At 63.3% G+C, this 20765-nt stretch carries 17 protein-coding genes; all 17 read left to right on the top strand.

Features of this window, described 5'->3' with window-relative positions:
- Positions 1-7 precede the first annotated feature (7 nt).
- Positions 8-1375 carry a RidA family protein gene (locus E6C55_RS09400; RefSeq protein WP_136369524.1) on the top strand — a complete coding sequence of 456 codons (1368 nt, stop codon included), beginning with the start codon at positions 8-10 and terminating at the stop codon, positions 1373-1375.
- Between the two features lie 5 nt (positions 1376-1380).
- A complete protein-coding gene (locus tag E6C55_RS09395) occupies positions 1381-2106 on the top strand; it encodes a maleate cis-trans isomerase family protein (RefSeq protein ID WP_136369523.1) in 726 nt (241 codons plus the stop codon).
- A 5-nt stretch (positions 2107-2111) separates the two neighbouring features.
- Entirely contained in the window at positions 2112-3377 is a 1266-nt protein-coding gene (locus tag E6C55_RS09390) for an amidohydrolase family protein (RefSeq protein ID WP_136369522.1), read from the top strand.
- Positions 3378-3600: 223 nt separating this feature from the next.
- Positions 3601-5205 carry a PucR family transcriptional regulator gene (locus E6C55_RS09385; protein WP_136369521.1) on the top strand — a complete coding sequence of 535 codons (1605 nt, stop codon included), beginning with the start codon at positions 3601-3603 and terminating at the stop codon, positions 5203-5205.
- A gap of 106 nt (positions 5206-5311) precedes the next feature.
- Entirely contained in the window at positions 5312-6649 is a 1338-nt protein-coding gene (locus E6C55_RS09380; protein WP_136369520.1) for a 5'-deoxyadenosine deaminase, read from the top strand.
- A 27-nt stretch (positions 6650-6676) separates the two neighbouring features.
- Positions 6677-7744: an XdhC family protein gene (locus E6C55_RS09375; RefSeq protein WP_136369519.1), complete on the top strand. Its 1068-nt coding sequence runs from the start codon at positions 6677-6679 to the stop codon at positions 7742-7744.
- Positions 7659-8288, top strand: a complete 630-nt coding sequence (locus E6C55_RS09370) for a nucleotidyltransferase family protein (RefSeq protein WP_136369518.1) — start codon at positions 7659-7661, stop codon at positions 8286-8288. The genes E6C55_RS09375 and E6C55_RS09370 overlap by 86 nt, the downstream gene beginning before the upstream one ends.
- A 342-nt stretch (positions 8289-8630) precedes the next feature.
- Positions 8631-9809, top strand: a complete 1179-nt coding sequence (locus tag E6C55_RS09365) for a BMP family ABC transporter substrate-binding protein (protein ID WP_136369517.1) — start codon at positions 8631-8633, stop codon at positions 9807-9809.
- A 160-nt stretch (positions 9810-9969) separates the two neighbouring features.
- Positions 9970-11508 carry an ABC transporter ATP-binding protein gene (locus tag E6C55_RS09360; RefSeq protein ID WP_136369516.1) on the top strand — a complete coding sequence of 513 codons (1539 nt, stop codon included), beginning with the start codon at positions 9970-9972 and terminating at the stop codon, positions 11506-11508.
- Positions 11505-12620 carry an ABC transporter permease gene (locus E6C55_RS09355; RefSeq protein WP_136369515.1) on the top strand — a complete coding sequence of 372 codons (1116 nt, stop codon included), beginning with the start codon at positions 11505-11507 and terminating at the stop codon, positions 12618-12620. Before E6C55_RS09360 ends, E6C55_RS09355 begins: the two co-directional genes overlap by 4 nt.
- 14 nt (positions 12621-12634) lie before the next feature.
- On the top strand, positions 12635-13564 hold the full coding sequence (locus E6C55_RS09350; protein WP_136369514.1) for an ABC transporter permease: 930 nt from the start codon (positions 12635-12637) through the stop codon (positions 13562-13564).
- A gap of 27 nt (positions 13565-13591) precedes the next feature.
- The gene (locus E6C55_RS09345; RefSeq protein WP_136369513.1) at positions 13592-14512 is read left to right on the top strand and encodes an FAD binding domain-containing protein; all 921 of its coding nucleotides are present in this window, start codon (positions 13592-13594) and stop codon (positions 14510-14512) included.
- Positions 14513-14517: 5 nt separating this feature from the next.
- A complete protein-coding gene (gene pucD, locus E6C55_RS09340; protein WP_136369512.1) occupies positions 14518-16857 on the top strand; it encodes a xanthine dehydrogenase subunit D in 2340 nt (779 codons plus the stop codon).
- Positions 16858-16904: 47 nt separating this feature from the next.
- Entirely contained in the window at positions 16905-19193 is a 2289-nt protein-coding gene (gene pucD / locus E6C55_RS09335) for a xanthine dehydrogenase subunit D (protein WP_136369511.1), read from the top strand.
- Entirely contained in the window at positions 19190-19705 is a 516-nt protein-coding gene (locus E6C55_RS09330; RefSeq protein ID WP_136369510.1) for a (2Fe-2S)-binding protein, read from the top strand. The genes pucD (E6C55_RS09335) and E6C55_RS09330 overlap by 4 nt, the downstream gene beginning before the upstream one ends.
- Positions 19692-20180 carry a nucleoside deaminase gene (locus tag E6C55_RS09325; RefSeq protein WP_136369509.1) on the top strand — a complete coding sequence of 163 codons (489 nt, stop codon included), beginning with the start codon at positions 19692-19694 and terminating at the stop codon, positions 20178-20180. Before E6C55_RS09330 ends, E6C55_RS09325 begins: the two co-directional genes overlap by 14 nt.
- A complete protein-coding gene (uraD, locus tag E6C55_RS09320; RefSeq protein ID WP_211093550.1) occupies positions 20177-20686 on the top strand; it encodes a 2-oxo-4-hydroxy-4-carboxy-5-ureidoimidazoline decarboxylase in 510 nt (169 codons plus the stop codon). Before E6C55_RS09325 ends, uraD begins: the two co-directional genes overlap by 4 nt.
- Positions 20687-20765 lie beyond the last annotated feature (79 nt).

Genomic DNA, 20765 nt, shown 5'->3' with positions numbered 1-20765 from the left:
CTCATTCATGAGCGATACGAAAATCCAAGTCATCCGGCCGGAAGGAATGCCGCAGCCGGCCATTCCTTATTCTCCTGCCGTTCGGGCGGGCGATTGGCTGTTCTTCTCGGGCCAATCGGCGTCCGACCTCGTCTCCGGCCTGGCGCCGGAAGCGGTTGTGCCGGCGGCGTTCCCGCATTATTCGAACGCCATCGGCAAGCAGGCGGCCGCGCTCTACGGCCGCGTCGGCTCGATCGCGGAAGCGGCGGGGCTCGACCCGAAGCAGGTTGTTCGCGTTAATCAATGGTATGCGGCCGACATGAAGTCGGAGTCGTACAAGAAGGGCGATCTGACGGTCAACAACAAGCGGTATGTACAGGAGAAGGGGAAGTTCTTCCAGACGGTCAGCCCGCCGAGCACGGGAATCGGCGTTCGCGGCCATCTGGTCGAAGGCGCGAAGGTGGAGGTTGACTTCACCGCTCGCTGGAGCAAGGACGGCAGCTTGCCGGTCAAGGTGTCCGCGCCGGACGTGGCGAAGCCGGCCGCCGGCCACGCGGAAGGCGTGCGTTCGGACCATTGGCTGTTCCTCTCCGGCGATCTGGCGTCCGACTGGAAGGGCAACTGGGGCTCGGCGGCGGATGGCGGCGAGTTGACCGCGCTTGCTCCCGAGGCCCGCGCGAGCGGCTTGTTCTGGGGCGACGAGGCGGTCGGCAGGCAGACCGACTACATTCTGGGCCGGCTGCAGAAGGTGGCCGAAGCGGCGGGCACAAGCCTCGACAATGCGGTCAAGGCGTACGTCTACCTGAGCGATCCGGCCGATTATTGCGCGTTCGAGGATGTGTGGGCGAAGTGGTTCCCGGACTCGTTGAAGGCGCCGGCGCGCGCGCTTGTGCCGAGCGTCGAGATCGGGGCGAAGGGCTGTCTGGTCGAGATCGGCATGGAGCTTCTGATGCCGGAGGCGGCGCACCTGAAGAAGCCGGTTGCCGGCGGCTGGGCGCCGAAGAGCAAGGAGCCGGCCGCGATGCGGGGGGACGACCTGATCTTCTTCAGCGGGCTGATGGCGACCGATCCGGCGACAGGGCTTGCGCGGGAGGCGGCGCCGACGCCGGGGCTGCCTTACTTCGGCAATGCGGGCTACCAGCAGATGGCGTACATTCTGCAGAAGGCGAAGCGGATCGCGGATGCGGCGGGTGTAGAGCTTAAGCGAATCGTCAAGGGGACGCTTTACTTTACGGACCTGAATCTGTATGCCGGAGCGATGGACGCCTTGAAGGAAGTGTTCGCGGACGCGGACCACTTCCCGGCCATGACCGCCGTCGAGGTCAATCGCGAGCTCTGGGTTCCGGGCTGCGGCATTCTGGCCGACTTCGTCCTGTACGATCCGCAGGAAGGGTGAGCGGCATGGCGCGGATCGGCATGCTGACTCCGTCGTCCAATACGGTGCTTGAGCCGGTGACGTGCCGGATTATGCAGGAGCTGCCCGGCGTCACGGCTCACTTCTCGCGCATTCGCGTGACGCAGATCTCGCTGGACGCGAGCTCGGACGGCCAGTTCGCCGCGTCTCCGATGCTGGAGGCGGCGCACCTGCTTGCGGATGCCAAGGTGGAGGCGCTTGTGTGGAACGGCACCTCGGGAAGCTGGCTCGGGCTGGAGCATGATTGCGCCTTGTGCGAGAGCATGGAGCGGCAGACCGGCATTCGGGCGACGACCTCGGCGCTGGCGATGAAGCGGAGCTACGAGCTGCTGGGCGTGCGCCGCCTTGCGCTCGTTACGCCTTATACCGACGATGTAAACGGGAAAATCGCGGAGGGCTGCCGGAGCTTCGGGATCGAATGCGTCGCCTCGCTGGGCTTCGGTCTGACCGTCAACGAGCAGTTCGCCGGCGTGACCGAGGGAGAGATCGCCGCGATGATCGACATGGCGGTACGGCGGGCGAACCCCGACGCGGTAGCTGTCGTATGCACGAACATGAACGCCGCCGAACTCGCCGCGAGGAAGGAGTGGGAGTACGGCATTCCGATTCTCGATTCGGTGTCGGTGACGGCATGGGAGTCGCTGCGAATGCTCGGGCTGGACACTTCTCCGCTCGCGGGGCGCTGGGGGCGGATCTTCTCTGTGGGCAGGTGAGCGCAATGAACGAATTGGATTGGCTGCTCCGAGGCTGCCGGAGCGCCGCGACGGGCGAGATCGTCCAGATCGGAATTCGGGAGGGGCGAATCGAGTTTGTCCGCCCCGACGCTCGTCCCGGCGTAGCCGGCCCAGCTGCCCTGGCCGACTCGGCCGACACTTCCGGCGGGCCGCCGAAGGCGAAGCGGGTGTTCGACGCATCCGGTTATGTTGCGTTGCCCGGGCTGGTCGAGACCCACATCCATCTGGACAAGGCGTTCCTGACGGAGCGGATGCCCGGCGAGGCGGCCGACCTGAAGGAAGCGATCGCGATGACGGCGGCGCTGAAGGGCGGCTACTCGCCCGAAGACATCGGGGCCCGCTCGCGCCGCCTGCTTGACCGGGCCTCCCGGTTCGGCGTAACGCGAATGCGGACGCAGGTGGAGATCGATCCGATCCTCCGGCTCATGAGCTGGGAGTCGGCCGCCGGGCTGAAGAAGGAATACGCGGGGCGGATCGAGCTGCAGTTGGTCGCTTTTCCCCAGGAGGGGATCTTCTGGCAGCCGGGCACGGCGGAGCTGCTGGAGGAGGCCGCCCGCGCGGGAGCGGACGCGATCGGCGGGGTTCCGTACAATGACCGGGATTCCCTGGAGCATCTGGACTACGTGTTCCGCTTGGCGGAGAGCTTCGGCCTGCCGGTCGATCTTCATCTCGACTTCTCGGACGATCCCGAGCAGCTTGCGATCGCGGATGTCATCGAGCTTACGAAGAAGTTCGGCCTGCAGGGCAAGGTGGCGGTCGGCCATCTGACCTCGCTCGGCTCGGCGGAGCCGGACACGGCCAGGCGAATCGCGGCGGGGATGGCGGAAGCCGGCATTCACGCGATGACGCTGCCTGCGACGGACTTGTATCTGAACGGCCGGCAGGACGCGTACCGGGTGCGCAGGGGATTGACCCCGGTGAAGCTGCTGCTCGATGCCGGAGTGAACGTCGTCTTCGGCTCGAACAACGTGCGCAATGCGTTCACGCCGTTCGGAACGGGCGACCCGCTCGATATCGCGCTGCTGCTCGGCCAGACGGCCCACATGGGGTCGGCGCGGGAGGCGCGGCTGCTGGCGGAGATGTGCACGTCGAGGGCGGCCGAGGCGCTCGGTTCCCGCGGGACGAAGGGGCTGGAGGAAGGCGAGCCGGCCGATCTCGTGCTTGTGAAGGCGGACGGCATTCTCGATGTCGTCTATGATCGGCCGCGGGAGCGGATCGTGTGGAAGGGCGGGCGGCGGATTCAAGGGTAAGGGCAAAAGAAACATTTGATGTAAAATATCCAAAAAACGGGCGGATCTCAAGACGAATAGCCGGTTGTTTTGAGGTGTTCTCACAAAATAAATTAGAATTTATGTTATATAAACTGACATAAAAGCTTGATAATATAGCGATATCCCTCTAAAATGTTATTTAAATTAACATGAACGGAATGGGCAAGCGGCAATCTCGTTACATTCCTGGGGAGGGCTATCTATGCATCTTACCGTCGAGCAGGCATTATCCGTTTATCCGTTGTCCGAAGCGAAGCTGGTCGCGGGGAAGTCGGGAGGCAATCGCATCGTAAGGTCGGTCAATGTCATGGATGCGCCGGACATCACAGATTGGATCAAGGAAGGCGAGATGCTGTTCACGACCGCCTATCTGATCAAGGACGAACCGGAGGCGGCGGCCGATCTGCTCGACAAGCTCGACAAGTGCGGGGCTTCGGGCTTCGGCATCAAGCTGGGACGATTCTGGAACGCGATTCCAGAGGCGCTGATCTCTCGTGCGGATGAGCTTGGGTTCCCGCTCATTGAATTGCCGTTCCAATTCACATTCTCGGATCAGATGAACGGGCTGTTCAACGAAGACATGAAGCGAAGCACCGGCATCCTGCAGGAGGTGCTCGACAAGCAGGTGCGGCTGATGCGCATCGCCTTGCAGCCCGATCACATTCGGCAGTTGTTCGATTCCGTCGCCGAGATTGTCGGGGAACCGCTCGCGATCATCGGCTCGCGGGGGCAGATGGTGTACAATTCGTCGGCGATCCCGGACGAGGAGCTGCTGTTCCAGTGGCCATGGCATCAGCACCACAGTTGGGTGAAGAACAAATCGTGGCAGGCGTTCCGCGTTCCCCTCCTGAAGCAGGGGCAGTGTACGGGCTTTGTGCTTTTTTTTACCCCGCGGGTTATTCTGTCTGCGATTGAGGAGAGTCTGTACTCGCAGGCGTCCGAGCTTCTCTCTTATCATCTGAACTTCAATTACGAGGATTACTTCGAGCTGTCCGTGCAGAAGGATCTCGGTCTGCTGATCAGGCGGCATCTAAAAAATGGGCTGGCGATCGAGACGGTGAAGGAATATGCCGGGAAGTGGGAGATCGACCTTGTCGAGCAGCCTTATCTGGGGGTGCTGATCGACTATCCGAAGCTTGCGGGAGGGGAGCGCCCGATCGGCTTCGAGGCGTTGAAGACCGAAGTGCTCAGCCATTCCAAGCTGCAGGAGCTTGGAGGCCTGCATATGGTTGTGGATGAGGGGTTGTTCTCCTTGTTCCCGAACAAGGCCGAAGAAGACGGCGCCGCGATCGAGGCGGCGCTGAGCTCCTGCTTGGCGGGGCGCAAGCTGGAAGCGTTGGGCGAGGCGAGAATCGCGATCAGCGGCAGGAAGCGCAAGGCCGAGCAATTGACGGAATCATGGGGCGAATGTCTCGAGACGCTTCGCCTTGCGGACGAGTGGGGAGTCGGCGATCGCTTCGTCCGTTACGAGACGCTCGATCTGGCGTTCCTGTTCGAGCACGTCTCCCGCGAGCGGATGCAGATGTATTGCGATCGCTGGCTCGGAGGTCTTATGGGCAAGGACCCGGAATACGTGCAGGAGATGATGCGGACGCTCGAGACGTATCTCGACAACGACGGCCAGATGAACGAGACGGCGAAGAAGCTGTTTATTCATCGGAATACGGCGACGTACCGGATCGAGAAGCTTGGCGAGCTGCTTGACGTCGACTTCAAACGAATCAACGATCTGCTCCGCCTCAAGCTCGTGTTCCTGTTCCGCAAGGTTCTCGGAAGAGAGGACTACGCGACGTCCGTCCGGCTCTGACTTGGCGGGCAGGGCGGATTGTTCTCTGGGAGAGATTGATCTTGGAAGAGTCTCTTCTATATAAAGAAGGAATTCAAAGAGGGAAGTCATCGGAGGTGCGCCGATTATGGCCGATAAGCTTATTCGCAATGCCGTCATTCTGACGATGAACGGGAGCAACGATATCGTGACGGGCGACCTTCTGATCGAAGGCAATCGCATCGCGAAGGTGGGCGGGGACCTGGGGGCGGACATCGTCCCGGGCGAGACCGAAGTGATCGACGCGGGCGGCAAGGTGCTGCTTCCGGGCTTCGTCCAGACACACATTCATCTGTGCCAGACGCTGTTCCGCGGCCGTGCGGACGATCTGGCGCTCATCGACTGGCTCCGCGACAAAATCTGGCCGATGGAAGCGGCGCATTCGGAGGACTCCGTCTATTATTCGGCGCTGCTCGGCATCGGCGAGCTCATTCGCAGCGGCACGACAACGATTCTGGACATGGAGACCGTTCATTATACGGATGCGGCGTTCCGGGCAATCGAGAGCAGCGGGCTGCGGGCCATCTCCGGCAAGGTGATGATGGATCACGGAACCGAGGTTCCGCTGCCGCTTCAAGAGCAGACGGAGCGGTCGCTTCGGGAGAGTGTCGATCTGCTGGAGAAGTGGAACGGCGCGGCAAACGGCCGCATTCATTACGCGTTCTGCCCGCGATTCGTCGTCTCCTGCACGGAAGAGCTGCTCGTCGGGGTTCGCGATCTGTCCGCACAGTACGGGGTTCGGGTGCATACCCATGCGTCCGAGAACCGGGATGAGATTGCGATTGTCGAAGCGGAGCGGGGGAAACGCAATGTCGTCTATCTCGATCATATCGGGCTTGCGCAGCCGAATCTGATTCTTGCCCACAGCATCTGGCTGAGCGAAGAGGAGAAGCGGATCATCCGGGAACGCGGCGTCAAGGTGACGCATTGTCCCGGCTCGAACATGAAGCTGGCGTCGGGAGTGGCGGACATTCCGGATCTGCTCGCGAGGGGCATTCCGGTCGGCATCGGCGCGGACGGCGCTCCGTGCAACAACAACCTCGACATGTACCAGGAGATGCGGTTGACCGCATTTATCCAGAAGGTGCGGCACGGGCCGACGGTGATGGATGCAAGGAAGGTGCTGCGGATGGCGACAATGGGCGGGGCCGAGGTGCTTGGGCTCGAGAACGAGATCGGCAGCGTTGAGGTCGGCAAGCTGGCCGATCTTCAATTGCTCGACCTGGAGGACTTCCATGTGTATCCTTCGTACGATGCCGATCTGTTCTCCCGAGTGGTCTATGCGGCGACGCGCGGCGATGTCGACACGGTTCTGATCGACGGGCAAGTCGTTATGGCGGGGAAAAGAGTGCAGACGATCGACCGGGCGAACGTGCTGAAGGAAGCGGATCTTTCGCTGAAGCGCCTGCTTGCGCGGATCGGTTAAGCGATTGGAAGGGGCGGAGGGAAGCGGATGGATGCGTACGAGATTTTGCGATATGCCGCCTTGGGCGGCGGGCCCTCCGTTCTGGCCACGGTCATCGGGGTGGAGGGCCATTCTTACCGGAAGGCCGGAGCGGCTATGCTGTTCTTGGAGCGGGGCGGTGAGCTGGGGAGCATCAGCCCGGGCTGCCTCGAAGCGGATCTGAGGGAGCGGGTTCGGCCGATTCTCGATTCCGGGCGGCCGGAGCTGATCTCCTATAACCTGGAGCCGGACGAGGATGCGATGTGGGGCGAGGCGATCGGCTGCGGCGGGAAGCTGCTCATTCTGATGGAAGCCGTTCGCGGAGAACTGGCAGCGGCGCTTGCCGATGCTTGTCGGGCGAACGATTCGGGAGTTGCGGTTGTGCTCTCCCGTTGGAAGAGAGCGGGGCGGATCGAGTATCGGATGAGGAGAACGGACGAAGGAGGGAGCGCGGCTCTCTCCGGGGCGGACTCCGGATTGGCGGCAGAGGCGGGCGAACGGATCTTCGAACAGCGGTTCGAGCCGCGGACCCGCCTCGTTCTGTTCGGAGCGGGGGACGACGTGGACCCCGTCTTCCGGATCGCCGGCCGGGTCGGCTTCCGTGTGGCGGTGGCCGATTGGCGGAAGCGGCTGCTGACGAGGGAGCGGTTCCCGTCGGCCGAGCTTGCGGCCGGGAACGCGGAGGCGATCGTTCGCGAGCTCGGCGTCGGCAGCCGCGACTTCGTGCTTCTCTGCGGGCATCAACTGCAGCGGGACCGGGAGATGCTGGAGGCCGTGCTTCCGCTCGCTCCGGCTTATCTCGGCGTTATGGGCTCGCGCAAACGAATTCGCCTGCTGTTCGACGGTCTCGACATGCCGCCGTTCGTCCGCGCGCCGGTCGGTCTCGACATCGGCGGCGACGGGCCGGAGGAGATCGCCGTCAGCATTGCGGCGGAGCTGATCGCCGTCCGTCGTTCATGCGCGGCAGACTGGGCTTCGGGAGGAAGTGCGAATGAAGGTGACAGCCGTTTATTTGGCGGCGGGAATGAGCCGGCGGATGGGAGAACCGAAGCTGTCCCTCGAGCTTGCGCCCGGTAGGGCGCTCGGCGGCGCCGCGCTTGCGGCGCTGCTTGCGTGTTCGGGCATCGGGGAGATCGTCGCGGTGACGCGGGAAGAGGACGAGCTTGCATGGCTCGCCGGGATTGCGGCGGGCGAGGCCGCCCGCAGGCTGGACGTCGTCCGCTGCTCGGAAGCGGCGCTCGGGATGTCGCACTCGATTCGCTGCGGCCTGGAGCGGGCGCTTGCCGGAGCGCCGGACGCGATCCTGATCGTTCTGGCCGATCAGCCGTTCGTCACGGCATTCGATCTTGGACGTCTGCTTGCGCTCGGCTTGGACGAGGAGGCCGAATACGCCGCTTGCGGCCGATCGGGGGCTGCTCATCCGCCGGTTCTGTTCAAACGCGGAATGTTCGCGGAGCTCTGCCGGTTGTCGGGAGACGAAGGGGCGCGGAGGCTGCTCCAAGGCGGCGCGCGCAGAGGGCTTCTGCTGGAGTCGTGCGAGGATGCGCTGTTCGTCGACGTGGATACTCGCGAGGATTGGGAGCGGGCTGTGGCGCTGGCGGAATCGAAGGGGCTGGAATGAGGCGGTGCCGGCGATTGGAATCGTGGTGCGGCGCAACTTGGTTGTGTAATGTGAGTGTTTATGTTGGTTATGTAATATAAAATAACATTAAACTAGGCAAAAGGTGCATCGTGCACAATAAAAACCCGTACATTTTATTGTGAAGTCCAATTAAATGTAAAGTAAGTTGACGTTGGATTCCCTCGAACGTATATTGTAAATAAGTCATTCGCAATTCCATTCGAATCTCTCGCCTGTTGGGAATGAGCGAAGGGAAGACTCGGAGCCGGCCGGAACCTGCGGATAGGCGGGCGGCGGCACCGATAGAGATGACAAAAAAACAGGGAGTCGGGGAGGAACAGTATGAAAAAGGTAAAAAGGTCATGGTCTCTTAGTCTGGCGTTGTTGTTCGGATTGACGGGCGTTCTGTCGGCGTGCGGCGGCAATAACAACAATGGGTCCAACGGGTCCGCATCTCCGTCGGAATCGGCGCCGGCCTCGTCGTCGGCCAGCGAATCTCCTTCCGCATCGGCTTCCGGCAACGGCATCGCGAATCCCCGCGTCGCCTTCGTCTACATCGGACCTCCGGGAGACGGCGGCTGGACGTACCAGCACGATCAAGGGCGTCTGTACATGGAGAAGGAGCTGGGCATTACGGCGGACACGGTCGAGAACGTGCCGGAGAGCGCCGATGCGGAGCGCGTCATCAGCGAGCTCGCTCAGAACCACGACATCATCTTTACAACCAGCTTCGGCTACATGGACTACACCCTGAACGTCGCCCAGAAGTTCCCGAACGTCAAGTTCGAGCATGCCGGCGGCTACAAGACGGCCGACAACATGGCGACCTACTTCGGCAAGAACTGGGAAGCCAGCTACCTGAGCGGCATCGCGGCGGGCAAGACGACGAAGAACAACACGCTCGGCTATGTAGCGGCATTCCCGATTCCCGAGCTTATCTACAACATCAACGCGTTCACGCTTGGCGCCCAGAGCGTCAATCCGGATATCAAGGTTAATGTCGTATGGACGAACACGTGGTTCGATCCGACGACGGAGCGCAATGCGGCCGTCAGCTTGCTCGACAAGGGCGCCGACGTGCTGCTCGCCTACCAGGACTCCCCGGCTTCGCTGCAAGCGGCGGCCGAGAAGGGCGCGATGGCCGGCGGCAACGACTCCGACATGACGCGTTATGCGCCGGAAGCTTACTTAACGAACCCGGTCTGGAACTGGGGCCCGTACTACGTTAAGAAGGTTAAGGCGCTTATGGACGGCACCTGGACGAACGAGCAATACCTTGGCAACTTCCAGGACGGCATGGTCGACATTGCGCCGATCGGCGAGAATGTGCCTGCGGAAGCGAAGACGATCATCGAAGAGACGAAGGCGAAGTTCGTCGCCAGCGACATGAATGTGTTCACCGGCCCGATCTACGATCAGGCGGGCAACGAGAAGGTCGCTTCCGGTCAGTCTCTGACCGATGCGGAGATTCTTGAGATGAACTGGTTCGTCAAGGGAGTAGAAGGAACGATTCCGCAATAATCGTCGCCTTGGTCATCCGTTCATCCGTTCATCCGTTCGCCCATGGTTCCATCAAGAAATCCCTTCTCCAAGGGATTTCTTGATTTATCCCCCTCGAAGGCGAGTTATCGTCAACCCGCGAGGGAAGATCAAGCCCTCGCGGCACAAGGAGGAAGCTAGCATGAGAGAGACGTATTCCCTGGAAATGAGACAAATCGTCAAGCAATTCGGCACCGTCCTCGCGAACGACCATGTCGACTTCAACTGCAAGCCGGGCGAGGTGCATGCGTTGCTCGGGGAGAACGGGGCGGGCAAGAGCACGATCATGTGCATGCTCTCCGGCGTCTATCGGCCGACCAGCGGCGATATTTACATTCATGGCGAGAAGGTCAAAATCCGTTCGCCGAAGGATGCGACCAAGCTCGGGGTCGGCATGGTGTTCCAGAACTTCCGGCTCGTTCAGACGCTGACCGCCGCGGAGAATATCGTGCTCGGGGAGAAGTCGTCCTTCTGGCGCGGCCCGAAGTGGATGAAGAGCAAGGCGGAGGAGATCGATTCGATCGCGAAGCACTTCGGCCTGGCGTTCCCTGTCGATCGGCCGATCTGGCAGTTGTCCGTCGGCGAGCAGCAACGAGTCGAGATCGTCAAGACGCTGTATCGCGGCGCCGAATTCATCATTCTGGACGAACCGACTTCCGTCCTGACGCCGGGCGAGGCGGATCAATTGTTCCTGACGCTCGAACAGATGAAGGCGGAAGGCAAGACGGTCATCCTGACGACCCATAAGATGAAGGAAGTCATGGCTGCGGCCGACCGCATCTCGGTCATGCGCAAAGGCCGGATGATCCACACGATCGACAAGGCCGACACGAACGAGAAGGACTTGGCCCGTCTTATGGTGGGCAGCGACTTCACCCCGATCGAGATCAAGAGCAGAGCCCGCCCGAGAGGCGAGGTGCTCCTGAGCGTCGACAATCTGGACGTGTACGCCGAGCATGGACGCAAGGCGCTGAACGGCTTGAACCTTCAAGTGTACAAAGGCGAGATCGTAGGCGTTGCCGGAGTGGCCGGCAACGGGCAGAGCGAATTGGCCGAGGTGCTGAACGGCCTGTGCTCCTGGAAGAGGGGCAGAATCGCGTTCAATGGCAACGAAATCAAGTCCGCATCTGTGCGCGGAGCGATCGAGTCCGGAATCTCCCATGTGCCGGAGAATCGGATGAAGAGCGGCCTCGCGGGCAGCTTGGGGGTTGTCGATAATCTGTTGTTCAAGTCTTACCGGACGGACGATCGCTCGAAGTTCGGCTTCCTGAAGATCAGAAGCAATCGCGAATGGTCGCAGCAGCTTGTCGAGCAATTCGACGTGAAGACGCCGGGCATCGATGCACCGGTCCGGCAGCTCTCCGGGGGCAATCAGCAGAAGCTGCTGTTCGCCCGGGAGATCGACCGCAAGCCGGAGCTGATGGTCGCCGTCCATCCGACCCAAGGTCTCGACGTCGGCGCGACCGCAGGCGTGCACCAGCTTCTGCACGGGCTGCGGGACGAAGGCAAGAGCGTGCTGCTCATCTCCGAAGACCTCGAGGAAGTGATGCAGCTCTCGGACCGCATCCTCATTATTTACAACGGCAGCATCGTCGGGGAGATGACCCAGGCCGAAGCCAACCGCGAACGAATCGGCATGTACATGGCCGGCATCAGAGACAATGAGGAGGAAGCCGTATGAAGGAACAGCCTGCCTCCGGCACGCTTCAGTTGGACCCTTCGGCGAGCTCCGTCCGCCGCAGGCTCGGCTTCCGCTTCGAGATCGACCCTGCCCGCAAGGAGAGCCCGTGGTGGATGACGATCGTCTCGGTCTTCCTGGCGCTTGTCACCTGTGCTATCTTCATCGCCGCCAACGGCAAGAGCCCGCTCGTCGTCTACGAGAAGATGTTCCGCGGCGCGTTCATGACCGAGTTCGGCATCACCGAGACGCTCGTCAAGGCGATTCCGCTGCTGCTCTGCGGACTCGGCGTCGCGATCGCCTATCGCATCGCGGTATGGAACATCGGCGCCGAGGGGCAATTCGCCGCCGGCGCCATCGGCGCGACCGCGGTCACGATTTATTTCCCGGATCTGCCGATGTACGCAACGATTCCGCTTATGGTCGTATTCGCGATCGTGACGGGCGGCGTCTGGGGGGCTCTCACCGCGCTTCCGAAGATGTATTTCCAAGTGAATGAGCTGATTACGTCCCTGATGCTGAACTACGTCGCGCTGCTGCTGCTCGATTACCTCGTGTTCGGTCCGTGGAAGGACCCGAAGGGCTTCAACTTCCCGGGCACCCCGATGTTCGGAGCCGCGCAGTCGCTTCCGGTGCTCGGCGACACCCGCCTTCACTTGGGCCTCGTCTTCGCTCTGGTCATCGTCGTGCTGTATTGGTTCACCGTCAAGTACACCCGCTGGGGCTACGAGCTTCGCCTGATCGGCGCGAACCAGGATGCGGCGAGGAACGCGGGCATTAACATCAAGAGACACATTCTGATCGTCATGATCGCCAGCGGAGCGGTCGCCGGCATCGCCGGCATGAGCGAAGTGTCGGGCGTGACGCACCGCCTCATGTACGGCATCTCGCCGGGCTACGGTTACACCGCGATCATCGTCGCCTGGATCGCCAAGCTGAATCCGTTCGGCCTTGTCGTCTCGTCCGTTCTGTTCGGCGGGCTGATCGTCGGCGGCTACAGCGTGCAGACGCTCGGCCTTCCATCCTCGATCTCGAGCATGCTTCAAGGGGCGATTCTCTTCTTCCTGATCGCCGGCAATATGGTCAGTAAATTCCGGTTGCGCCGCAACGGTTAAGGAGAGATCGGATTATGGACTTGCTTACACAACTTCTCGTCGCCGCCATCTCGTCCGGCACGCCGCTGCTCTTCGCGACGCTCGGCGGCATTCTGATCGAGAGATCCGGCATCATGCAGCTCGGGGCCGAAGGCTTGATGCTGATGGGTGCGGTGATCGCGTGCATGACTTACATTCATACCGGCAGCCTCGGGTGGACGCTGCTTGCCGTATTCGTCGTCAGCGCGGCGCTCGGCCTGCTTCATTCCTTCCTCACGGTAACGCTGCGGGCGAACCAGGTCGTCAGCGGGCTGGCGATGACGCTGTTCGGCTCCGGCCTCAGCGCTTACCTCGGCAAGTCGATTACCGGCACGCCTATTCCGGGCGCCGTTCCGAAGATCAACCTTGGCTTCCTGGACGATGTTCCGATTATCGGCGACATGTTCGCACATCTGGACATCCTCACCTGGTTCAGCTTCGCGCTCGTCATCGCCGCCCATCTGTTTATCCATCGGACGTCGTTCGGTCTGCATCTGCGGGCGATCGGGGACAATCCGGCGACAGCGGACGTCATGGGCATTCCGGTGCAGTTGTTCCGCTACGGCTACATCATCGTCGGCTCCATGCTGATCGGCCTGGCCGGAGCGGACTTGCTCCTGATCTATTCGCCGACCTGGATCGAGGGCATGACCGCCGGACGCGGCTGGATCGCCGTCGCGCTGATCATCTTCGCCCGCTGGAATCCGATTCGCGCCCTGTTCTGCGCGTACTTCTTCGGGGCAATGGACACCATCGGGTTCAAAATCCAGTTGATCGGCAGCGCGATTCCTTCGTACTTCCTGAAGATGATTCCTTATATCGTCACGATTCTGGTGCTGATGTACCTTGGCTGGCGCAGCCGCAACAAGCCTTCGGGCTCTCCGGAAGCGCTTGGCGTTCCGTACATTCGCGAGCAGCGCTTCTAAGACTTCAAGCGGTTCCAAGACATTACAATGAGAAGAGAGGGGGAGCGGGAGATGGCGATGAGTCAAGAGGAGCTCCTTCGATCCCCTGCAGTATGGCAGCCTCGCTCGCCCGAGGAGGCTGCCAGCATGAAGACGGCGTTCGGGCCGGACGCCGTCTATGCGGCGGGCTCGACCTTGCTCCGCACCCAATGGGAAGCCGGGACGGCGACCATGCCGCGCCATCTGATCGATCTGGGAAGGGTCGCGGGCCTGAAGGGGATCACGGAGGACGGGGCGGAGACGGTCATCGGACCGATGACGACATTAACCGAATGCCGCACAAGCGAACGCCTCGCGGAGTCGGCGCCGATTCTGGTCGAAGCCGTCAAGGCGATCGCCGGCTGGTCGGTGCGCAATCTCGCGACTCTGGGAGGCAATGTCGTCTTCCGCGTCGGGGATTCCGTTCCGGCGCTGATCGCGCTGAACGCCAGCCTGGAATGGCTCGAGGGCTCCCGCCGGGTGAGGACGAGCGCGGAAGAGTGGGCCGCCGCTCCTTCGTCGGCGTCCCGCTTGCTGACGTCCATCCGCATTCCCGGCGGGGAAGCGGGAGCCCGGGCGAACGCGAAGCGGTTCTGCGCGTACCATAAAGTCGGCCGCCGGGAGGCGTTCACGCCCTCGCTGGTGACGATCGCCATCCAGGGAACGAGGGAGGAGGACGGGATCTCTTCGATCCGGATCGCGGCCGGAGGGGGGCAGACGACTCCCGTCCGGATGACCCGCGCCGAGGAGCTGCTGCTCGGCGGCAGACCGGACGCGAACCTGCTGCAAGCGGTCTATGAAGCGGTGCTCGAGCAGTACGAGCCGAAGACCGATCCGTTCGCCGCGGACCTGTACCGGAAGCAGACGGCCGCGAATCTCGTCGCGGCGGCGCTCTGGACGCAATTCCGCGATTCGGCTTCGAAGGGGTGAACGACATGCTGCTTACTCGCGAATCCAGCGGAGAGCGTTGGCGCATCCGGCCGGACGGACCGGGGAAGGTGACGGGAGAGTTGGCTTATCTGACGGATATGGCGGCTCCCGGCATGCTTCACGGCATGGTGCTGAGAAGCTCTTATCCGCACGCCAGAATCGTTGCGGTGTCGACGGAGAAGGCGAAGACGATGCCGGGCGTGCGGGCGGTGCTCACCTGCGCCGACGTGCCGGGGCTTAACCGGTTCGGCATTGCGCACCCCGACCACCCCGTCTTCTGCGAAGACCGGGTGCGCTTCATCGGCGATGCGATCGCCGCGGTGGCGGCGGATACGGCGCTGCAGGCGGCCGAGGCGCTGAAGCGTATCGAGGTCGAGTACGAGCCGCTGCCGATCGTCGACGATCCGGAGGCGGCGCTGCTCGAAGGGGCGCCTCAGCTTCACGAGCAGGGGAATGTCCAGCATCGCAACGATTACCGTCACGGCGATCCGGAAGCGGGCTTCGCCGCCTGCGCCCATATCGTCGAGGAGACGTACGCGACACCGCGCCAGATGCATACGTACATGGAGACCGAAGGCGGCCTGTTCATTCCGGAGAGGAATGGCAGGCTGACGGTCTATTCGCCGACCCAGCACGCGTTCATGGACCGGATGCAGCTCGCCCGCATTCTCGACCGGCCGGAGGCGGACATCCGCGTCGTCTCCAGCCCGATCGGCGGCTCCTTCGGAGGCAAGGACGAACTGAACGTTCAGCCGTACGGGGCGCTGCTGGCGCTGGCGACCGGCAAGCCGGTGAAGCTGCACAACTCCCGCTGGGAGTCGGTGCGAGCCGGCCTGAAGCGCCATCCGATGAAGATTCGGATGAAGACCGGGACGGACGCGGGCGGCAAGCTGCTCGCCCACCGGGTCAGCATCGTCTCCGACGCGGGGCCTTACTCCACGCTGAGCGCGGAAGTGCTCAACTTCTCCGTCGAGCACGCGCTTGGGCCGTACCGGTTCGGCGCGGCGGAGGTGAAGAGCGTCTGCGTGTTCACGAACAACGGCATGTCGGGCGAGTTCCGCGGCTTCGGAGGCAACCAGGCGGTGTTCGCGATGGAAGGGCAGCTCGACCGTCTCGCGGAGAAGCTCGGCATGGACCCGTGGGAGCTGCGGAGGATCAATCTCCGCAAGCCGGACGATCCGGGGCCGCTCGGCCAGCCGATCTCCGCGACCGACGGCGTCCGCCAAGTGTGGGAAGCGCTCGGCGAGAGCCGACTGTGGCGGGAGCGGGAACGGGCGCGGTCGGCCAATGCGGGCAGGCGAGCGGAGGTCGGGGCAGGAGCGAAGGAGGCGGACGCAACTTCGACAGGGGGAGGGCCGGCTGCGGTCGAGCCGCCGCCCTGGATCAAGACCGGCTACGGCGCCGCCTTCGTTATGCACGGCGCCGGGCTCGGCGTCGGCATTCCCGATCCGGCGGGCGGGCGCCTCCGCCTCGCGCAGGACGGGAGAATCGAAGCCGTCTTCGGCTACGAGGAGTTCGGCCAAGGGCTGATCGCCTCGCTCGAGCAGATGCTTATCGAGCAGTACGGCTTCGCGGCGGACGATCTGCGCATCGTTATCGGCGATTCCGACGTCGTGCCGAACAGCGGCTCGAGCACCGCTTCCCGCTCGACAAGCATGATGTGGCAATCGCTGCGGCGGCTGCGGGCGCCCTTCAAGGGCAAGCTGCGAGCCGAAGCGGCCCGCCTGCTCGGCCGCCCGGCCGAGAGCGTGAAGCCGTTGGCCGGAGGGGTGCGCGACGCCGGGACCGGGGAGCTGCTGCTGACTTACGCCGAGCTGGCAAGCCGGGCGGAGGAAGAGATCGCCGCCGAGACGAGCTTCTTCTATCCGACGTCCCCCGTCGATCGGGTCGGCTCCCACTTCATGTATTCGTATTCCTCGGTCGCGGTCAAAGCCGAGGTCAACACGCTGACGGGCCGGGTCCGGCTGCTCGATCAATTCCACGCCGTCGCCGCCGGGCCGGTCGTGAACCCGCAGGGCTACCTCGGCCAGATCGAAGGCGGCAGCGGCATGGCGCTCGGCTTCACGATTACGGAGGATGCCGTCATGGATAGGGGCGTGTACCTGACCCGGAACCTGGATACGTACCTCGTTCCGACAATCGCGGAGCTTAGGGGCGCATGCGAGGTGCTTCCGATCGAGGAGCTGCCGGAAGGCGACGAGCACGGGCCGCGGGGGATCGGCGAGCTGGGCTCGGTCGGCCTCGCTCCCGCGATCGCGCAGGCGATCTTCGAGGCCGTCGGCAAGAGGGTGGCGAAGCTGCCGGTCGATCCGCAGCTTCTTCAGGAGCGAGTCGGCTTCGGCTGACCGATCCGAACGACAGAGCCGGACGACAGGATGAAGGAGGGAACGGGATGTTGAATCGAATGTCGGCCGGAAGCCGTTGGCGGACGAGGCCGGACGGCAGGGGCAAGGTGACGGGCGAGCTGGCGTATCTGACCGACATGGCCGCAGACGGCGAGCTGATCGGACTCGTTCTCCGCAGCGTCCATCCGTTCGCCCGGATCAAGCGCATCGACACGGCGGCGGCCAAGGCCGTTCCGGGTGTCCGCGCCGTGCTGACGCACGCCGACGTGCCGGGGCTTAACCGCTTCGGAATCGTTGTCCGGGACCAGCCGGTGCTGTGCGAGGACGTCGTCCGTTACATCGGCGACGCGGTCGCCGCCGTGGCCGCGGAGACGGAGGCGGCGGCCAGGGAAGCGCTTCGGCTGATCGAGGTCGACTATGAAGTGTACGAGACGATCGCCAGTCCCGAAGCGGCGCTGAAGCCGGACTGCCGGAAGCTCCACCCGGACGGGAACGTGCTGAAGCGCATCCGCTACGGGAAGGGCGACGCTAGGTCGGCGTTCGATAGGTGCGTGTGCATAGCGGAAGAGACGTACCGGACCTCCCGGCAGATGCACACATACATGGAGACCGAAGGAGGGCTGTTCGTTCCGGGGCCGGACGGCCGCTTGACCGTCTTCTCCCCGACGCAGCACGGGCGCAAGGATCGCGAACAGCTTGCGGACATCCTCGGCATTCCGGAGGAGCGAATCCGGGTGCTCTCGAGTCCGATCGGCGGCTCGTTCGGCGGGAAGGACGAGCTGAACGTGCAGCCGTACGGAGCGCTGCTTGCGTGCCGGACGGGGCGGCCGGTACGCATTCACAACTCCCGGACGGAATCGGTTCGCGCCGGCATCAAACGCCATCCGATGACGATCCGGATGAAGACGGGAATCGATGCGAAGGGGCGAATTCTCGCCCATCAGGTCTCGGTTCTGGCCGACACCGGCGCCTACGCGACGCTCGGCGGCGAGGTGCTCACGAACGCGCTGGAGAACAGCCTCGGCTGCTACGTGTACGAGAATATCGAGATCGAAGGCGTGTCCGCCTTCACGAACAACGGGGTGTCGGGCGAATTCCGCGGCTTCGGCGCGAATCAGGCGGTGTTCGCGCTCGAAGGGCAGATGGATCGCCTGGCGGAGCTGTCCGGCATCGACCCGTGGCAACTGCGGAGGATCAATCTTCGGCAGATGAACGATCCGGGCGCCTACGGGCAGATGATCGTGCCGACGGACGGGGCCAGACAGGTATGGGAGGCGGCAGGCGCCTCTCCGTTGAAGCGGGAAGAGGCGGAGCGGCCTGGCGCGGGAGCCCCCGCCGCACCGTGGCTCAAGATCGGCTACGGCTCAGCCGTCGCGATGATGGGCACCGGCCTTGGCAAAGGCATTCCGGACCCCGGGGGCTGCCGCCTCTCGCTCGCGCCGGACGGCAAGCTGGAGGTCGCGTTCAGTTACGAGGAGTTCGGGCAAGGGCTGCTTGCCTCGCTGGAGCTGATGCTGATCGAGCGGTTCGGCCTGTTCGAAGGGGACTTCCGGATGGTGATCGGCGACACCGACCGGGTGCCCGAGAGCGGCTCGAGCACGGCGGCGCGAACGACAACGATGATGTGGCTGGCGCTTGGGCGGCTGATGCCGGAATTCAAGGCGCGGCTCGCCGAGGCCGCATCGCGGATGACCGGGCGAAGGGCGGAGGCTCTCTCTCTCGGGAGGGGCGGCATCTTGGACGAGGGAGGCGCGCTTGTCGTCCCCTACGCAGCTCTGGCGGCGGCCGAGCAGGCGAACGGGCGGACGATCGAGTGCGTGACGTCCGCGTCGTTCCCGGAGTCGCCGAACGGGGACTTCGCGAACCGTTTCCTGTTCGTTCAGGCCGGAACGACGGTGAAGGTCGAAGTGAACGAGCTGACCGGACGGGTGCGGCTGCTCGACCAGTACCATGCGGTTGCCGGAGGACCGGTGGCGAATCCGCAAGGGTATCTCGGCCAGATCGAAGGGGCGAGCGGCATGGCGCTCGGCTTCGCGCTGACGGAGGACGCCGCGATGAAGGATGGTCGCTATCTTTTCCACAACCTGGACTCCTATCTGATTCCGACGATCGTCGACCAGAGCAAGAGCATGACGGTCGAAGCGATCGAGGACGTCCCGGAGGGAGATCCGTACGGCCCCCGCGGCATCGGCGAGATCGGCTCGGTCACGCTGGCTCCGGCGATTGCGCAGGCGATCTGGAACGCCACGGGCGTGCGGATTGCCCGGCTGCCCGTCGATCCCGCCGAGCTGCAGAAGCGTCCCTACTACCTTCAAGAGGCGGTGCCAACGAGATGATAGACAACACATGGACGGAACGGACGGCGGGCGCGAGGCTCGAATGCGAGGTGAACGGTCGGCCGGTATCCCTTGACGTTGCCCCCTCGGCGCGGCTGCTCACGGTGCTCCGGGAGGAGCTGGGGCTCACGGGAACGAAGCGCTCCTGCGAGATCGGGCGCTGCGGCGCGTGTATGGTGATGGTCGACGGCAAGCCGATCAATTCGTGTCTGACGATGGCCTACCAGGTGTCCGGCTCCAGAATTACGACGATCGAAGGGCTGGCGAGCGAAGCGGAGCTTCATCCCGTTCAGCAGTGTTTTCTGGAGGAGGGGGGCTACCAATGCGGCTATTGCACGCCGGGCATGATCGTCTCCGTGACGGCCATGCTGGAGCACAACCCGAATCCGACGATGGAAGAGATCGAGGAAGCCATGTCCGGCAATCTGTGCCGATGCACCGGGTATGGCGGAATTCTTCGATCGATAGCGCGAGCGATAGAGACAGGAGGACAATCCAATGATTGCAGATAAAGAACACCATGTCGCCTACTTGCGCCGAGCCGTGGAGGTGTCCCGCAGGGCAAGAGAAGCCGGCAACACGCCGTTCGGCTGCATTCTCGTCGACCCGCAGGGGCGCGTTCTGTGGGAGCAGGGCAACATCGAGATTACCGAGCGCAACTGCACCGGCCACGCCGAGACGACGCTGATGGAAGCCGTGTCGAAGCGCTACTCCAAGCATGAGCTGTGGGGCTGCACGCTCTATACGACGGCGGAGCCGTGCGCGATGTGCGCGGGCTCCATCTATTGGGGCAATGTCGGCCGGGTCGTCTTCGGCATCACGGAGAAGCGGCTGGCGGAGCTGACCGGCGACGACGAGCAGAACCCGACGCTCGACCTTCCGTGCACCGAGGTATTCGCGGCCGGACGCAAGTCGATCGTCGTCATCGGGCCGTTCCCGGAGATCGAGGACGAGGTCGTGGCGGTTCACGAGGGCTACTGGCAATGACGGGGCCGGCGAAGCTGAAGCTGGAAGCCGTCAACCGGATGGAGCGCTCCGAATTCGTCGCTGCGCTGGGGGGCATCTTCGAGCATTCCGCGTGGGTGGCGGAGAGCGCCTGGGAGAAGAGGCCGTTCGGATCGGTCGCGGAGCTTCACGAGAGCATGATGCAGGTCGTGACGGGCTCGCCGGCAGAGAGCGTCATTGCATTCCTGAGGGCGCATCCGGATCTCGGGACCCGGCTCAAGGTGACGGACTACTCTGCATCGGAGCAGCAGGGGGCCGGTCTCGACCGGCTGTCCCCGGAGGAATACGAGATATTGTCGACGCTGAATCGCAACTACGTGGAGAGGTTCGGCTTCCCCTTCATTCTCGCCGTGCGCGGGCGAAGCAAGGACGATATTCTTGAGGCGATGAAGACGCGGATCGATAGCGGCATTCCGGAAGAGAAGGAAGAGGCGCTTCGCCAGATCGGGCGGATTACGCGGTTCCGACTGGACGATCTGCTGGAGTAACGGCCGATATGGGCGAGGGTCGCATAAGCAAGGAGAGCGCGAGCAATCATCGACACGGGCAAGGGCAGCACGGGCAAGG

It is taken from the genome of Cohnella fermenti (genome assembly GCF_004801405.1).
Taxonomy (GTDB): domain Bacteria; phylum Bacillota; class Bacilli; order Paenibacillales; family Paenibacillaceae; genus Cohnella; species Cohnella fermenti.
This window is presented reverse-complemented; position numbering and strand designations above follow the sequence as displayed.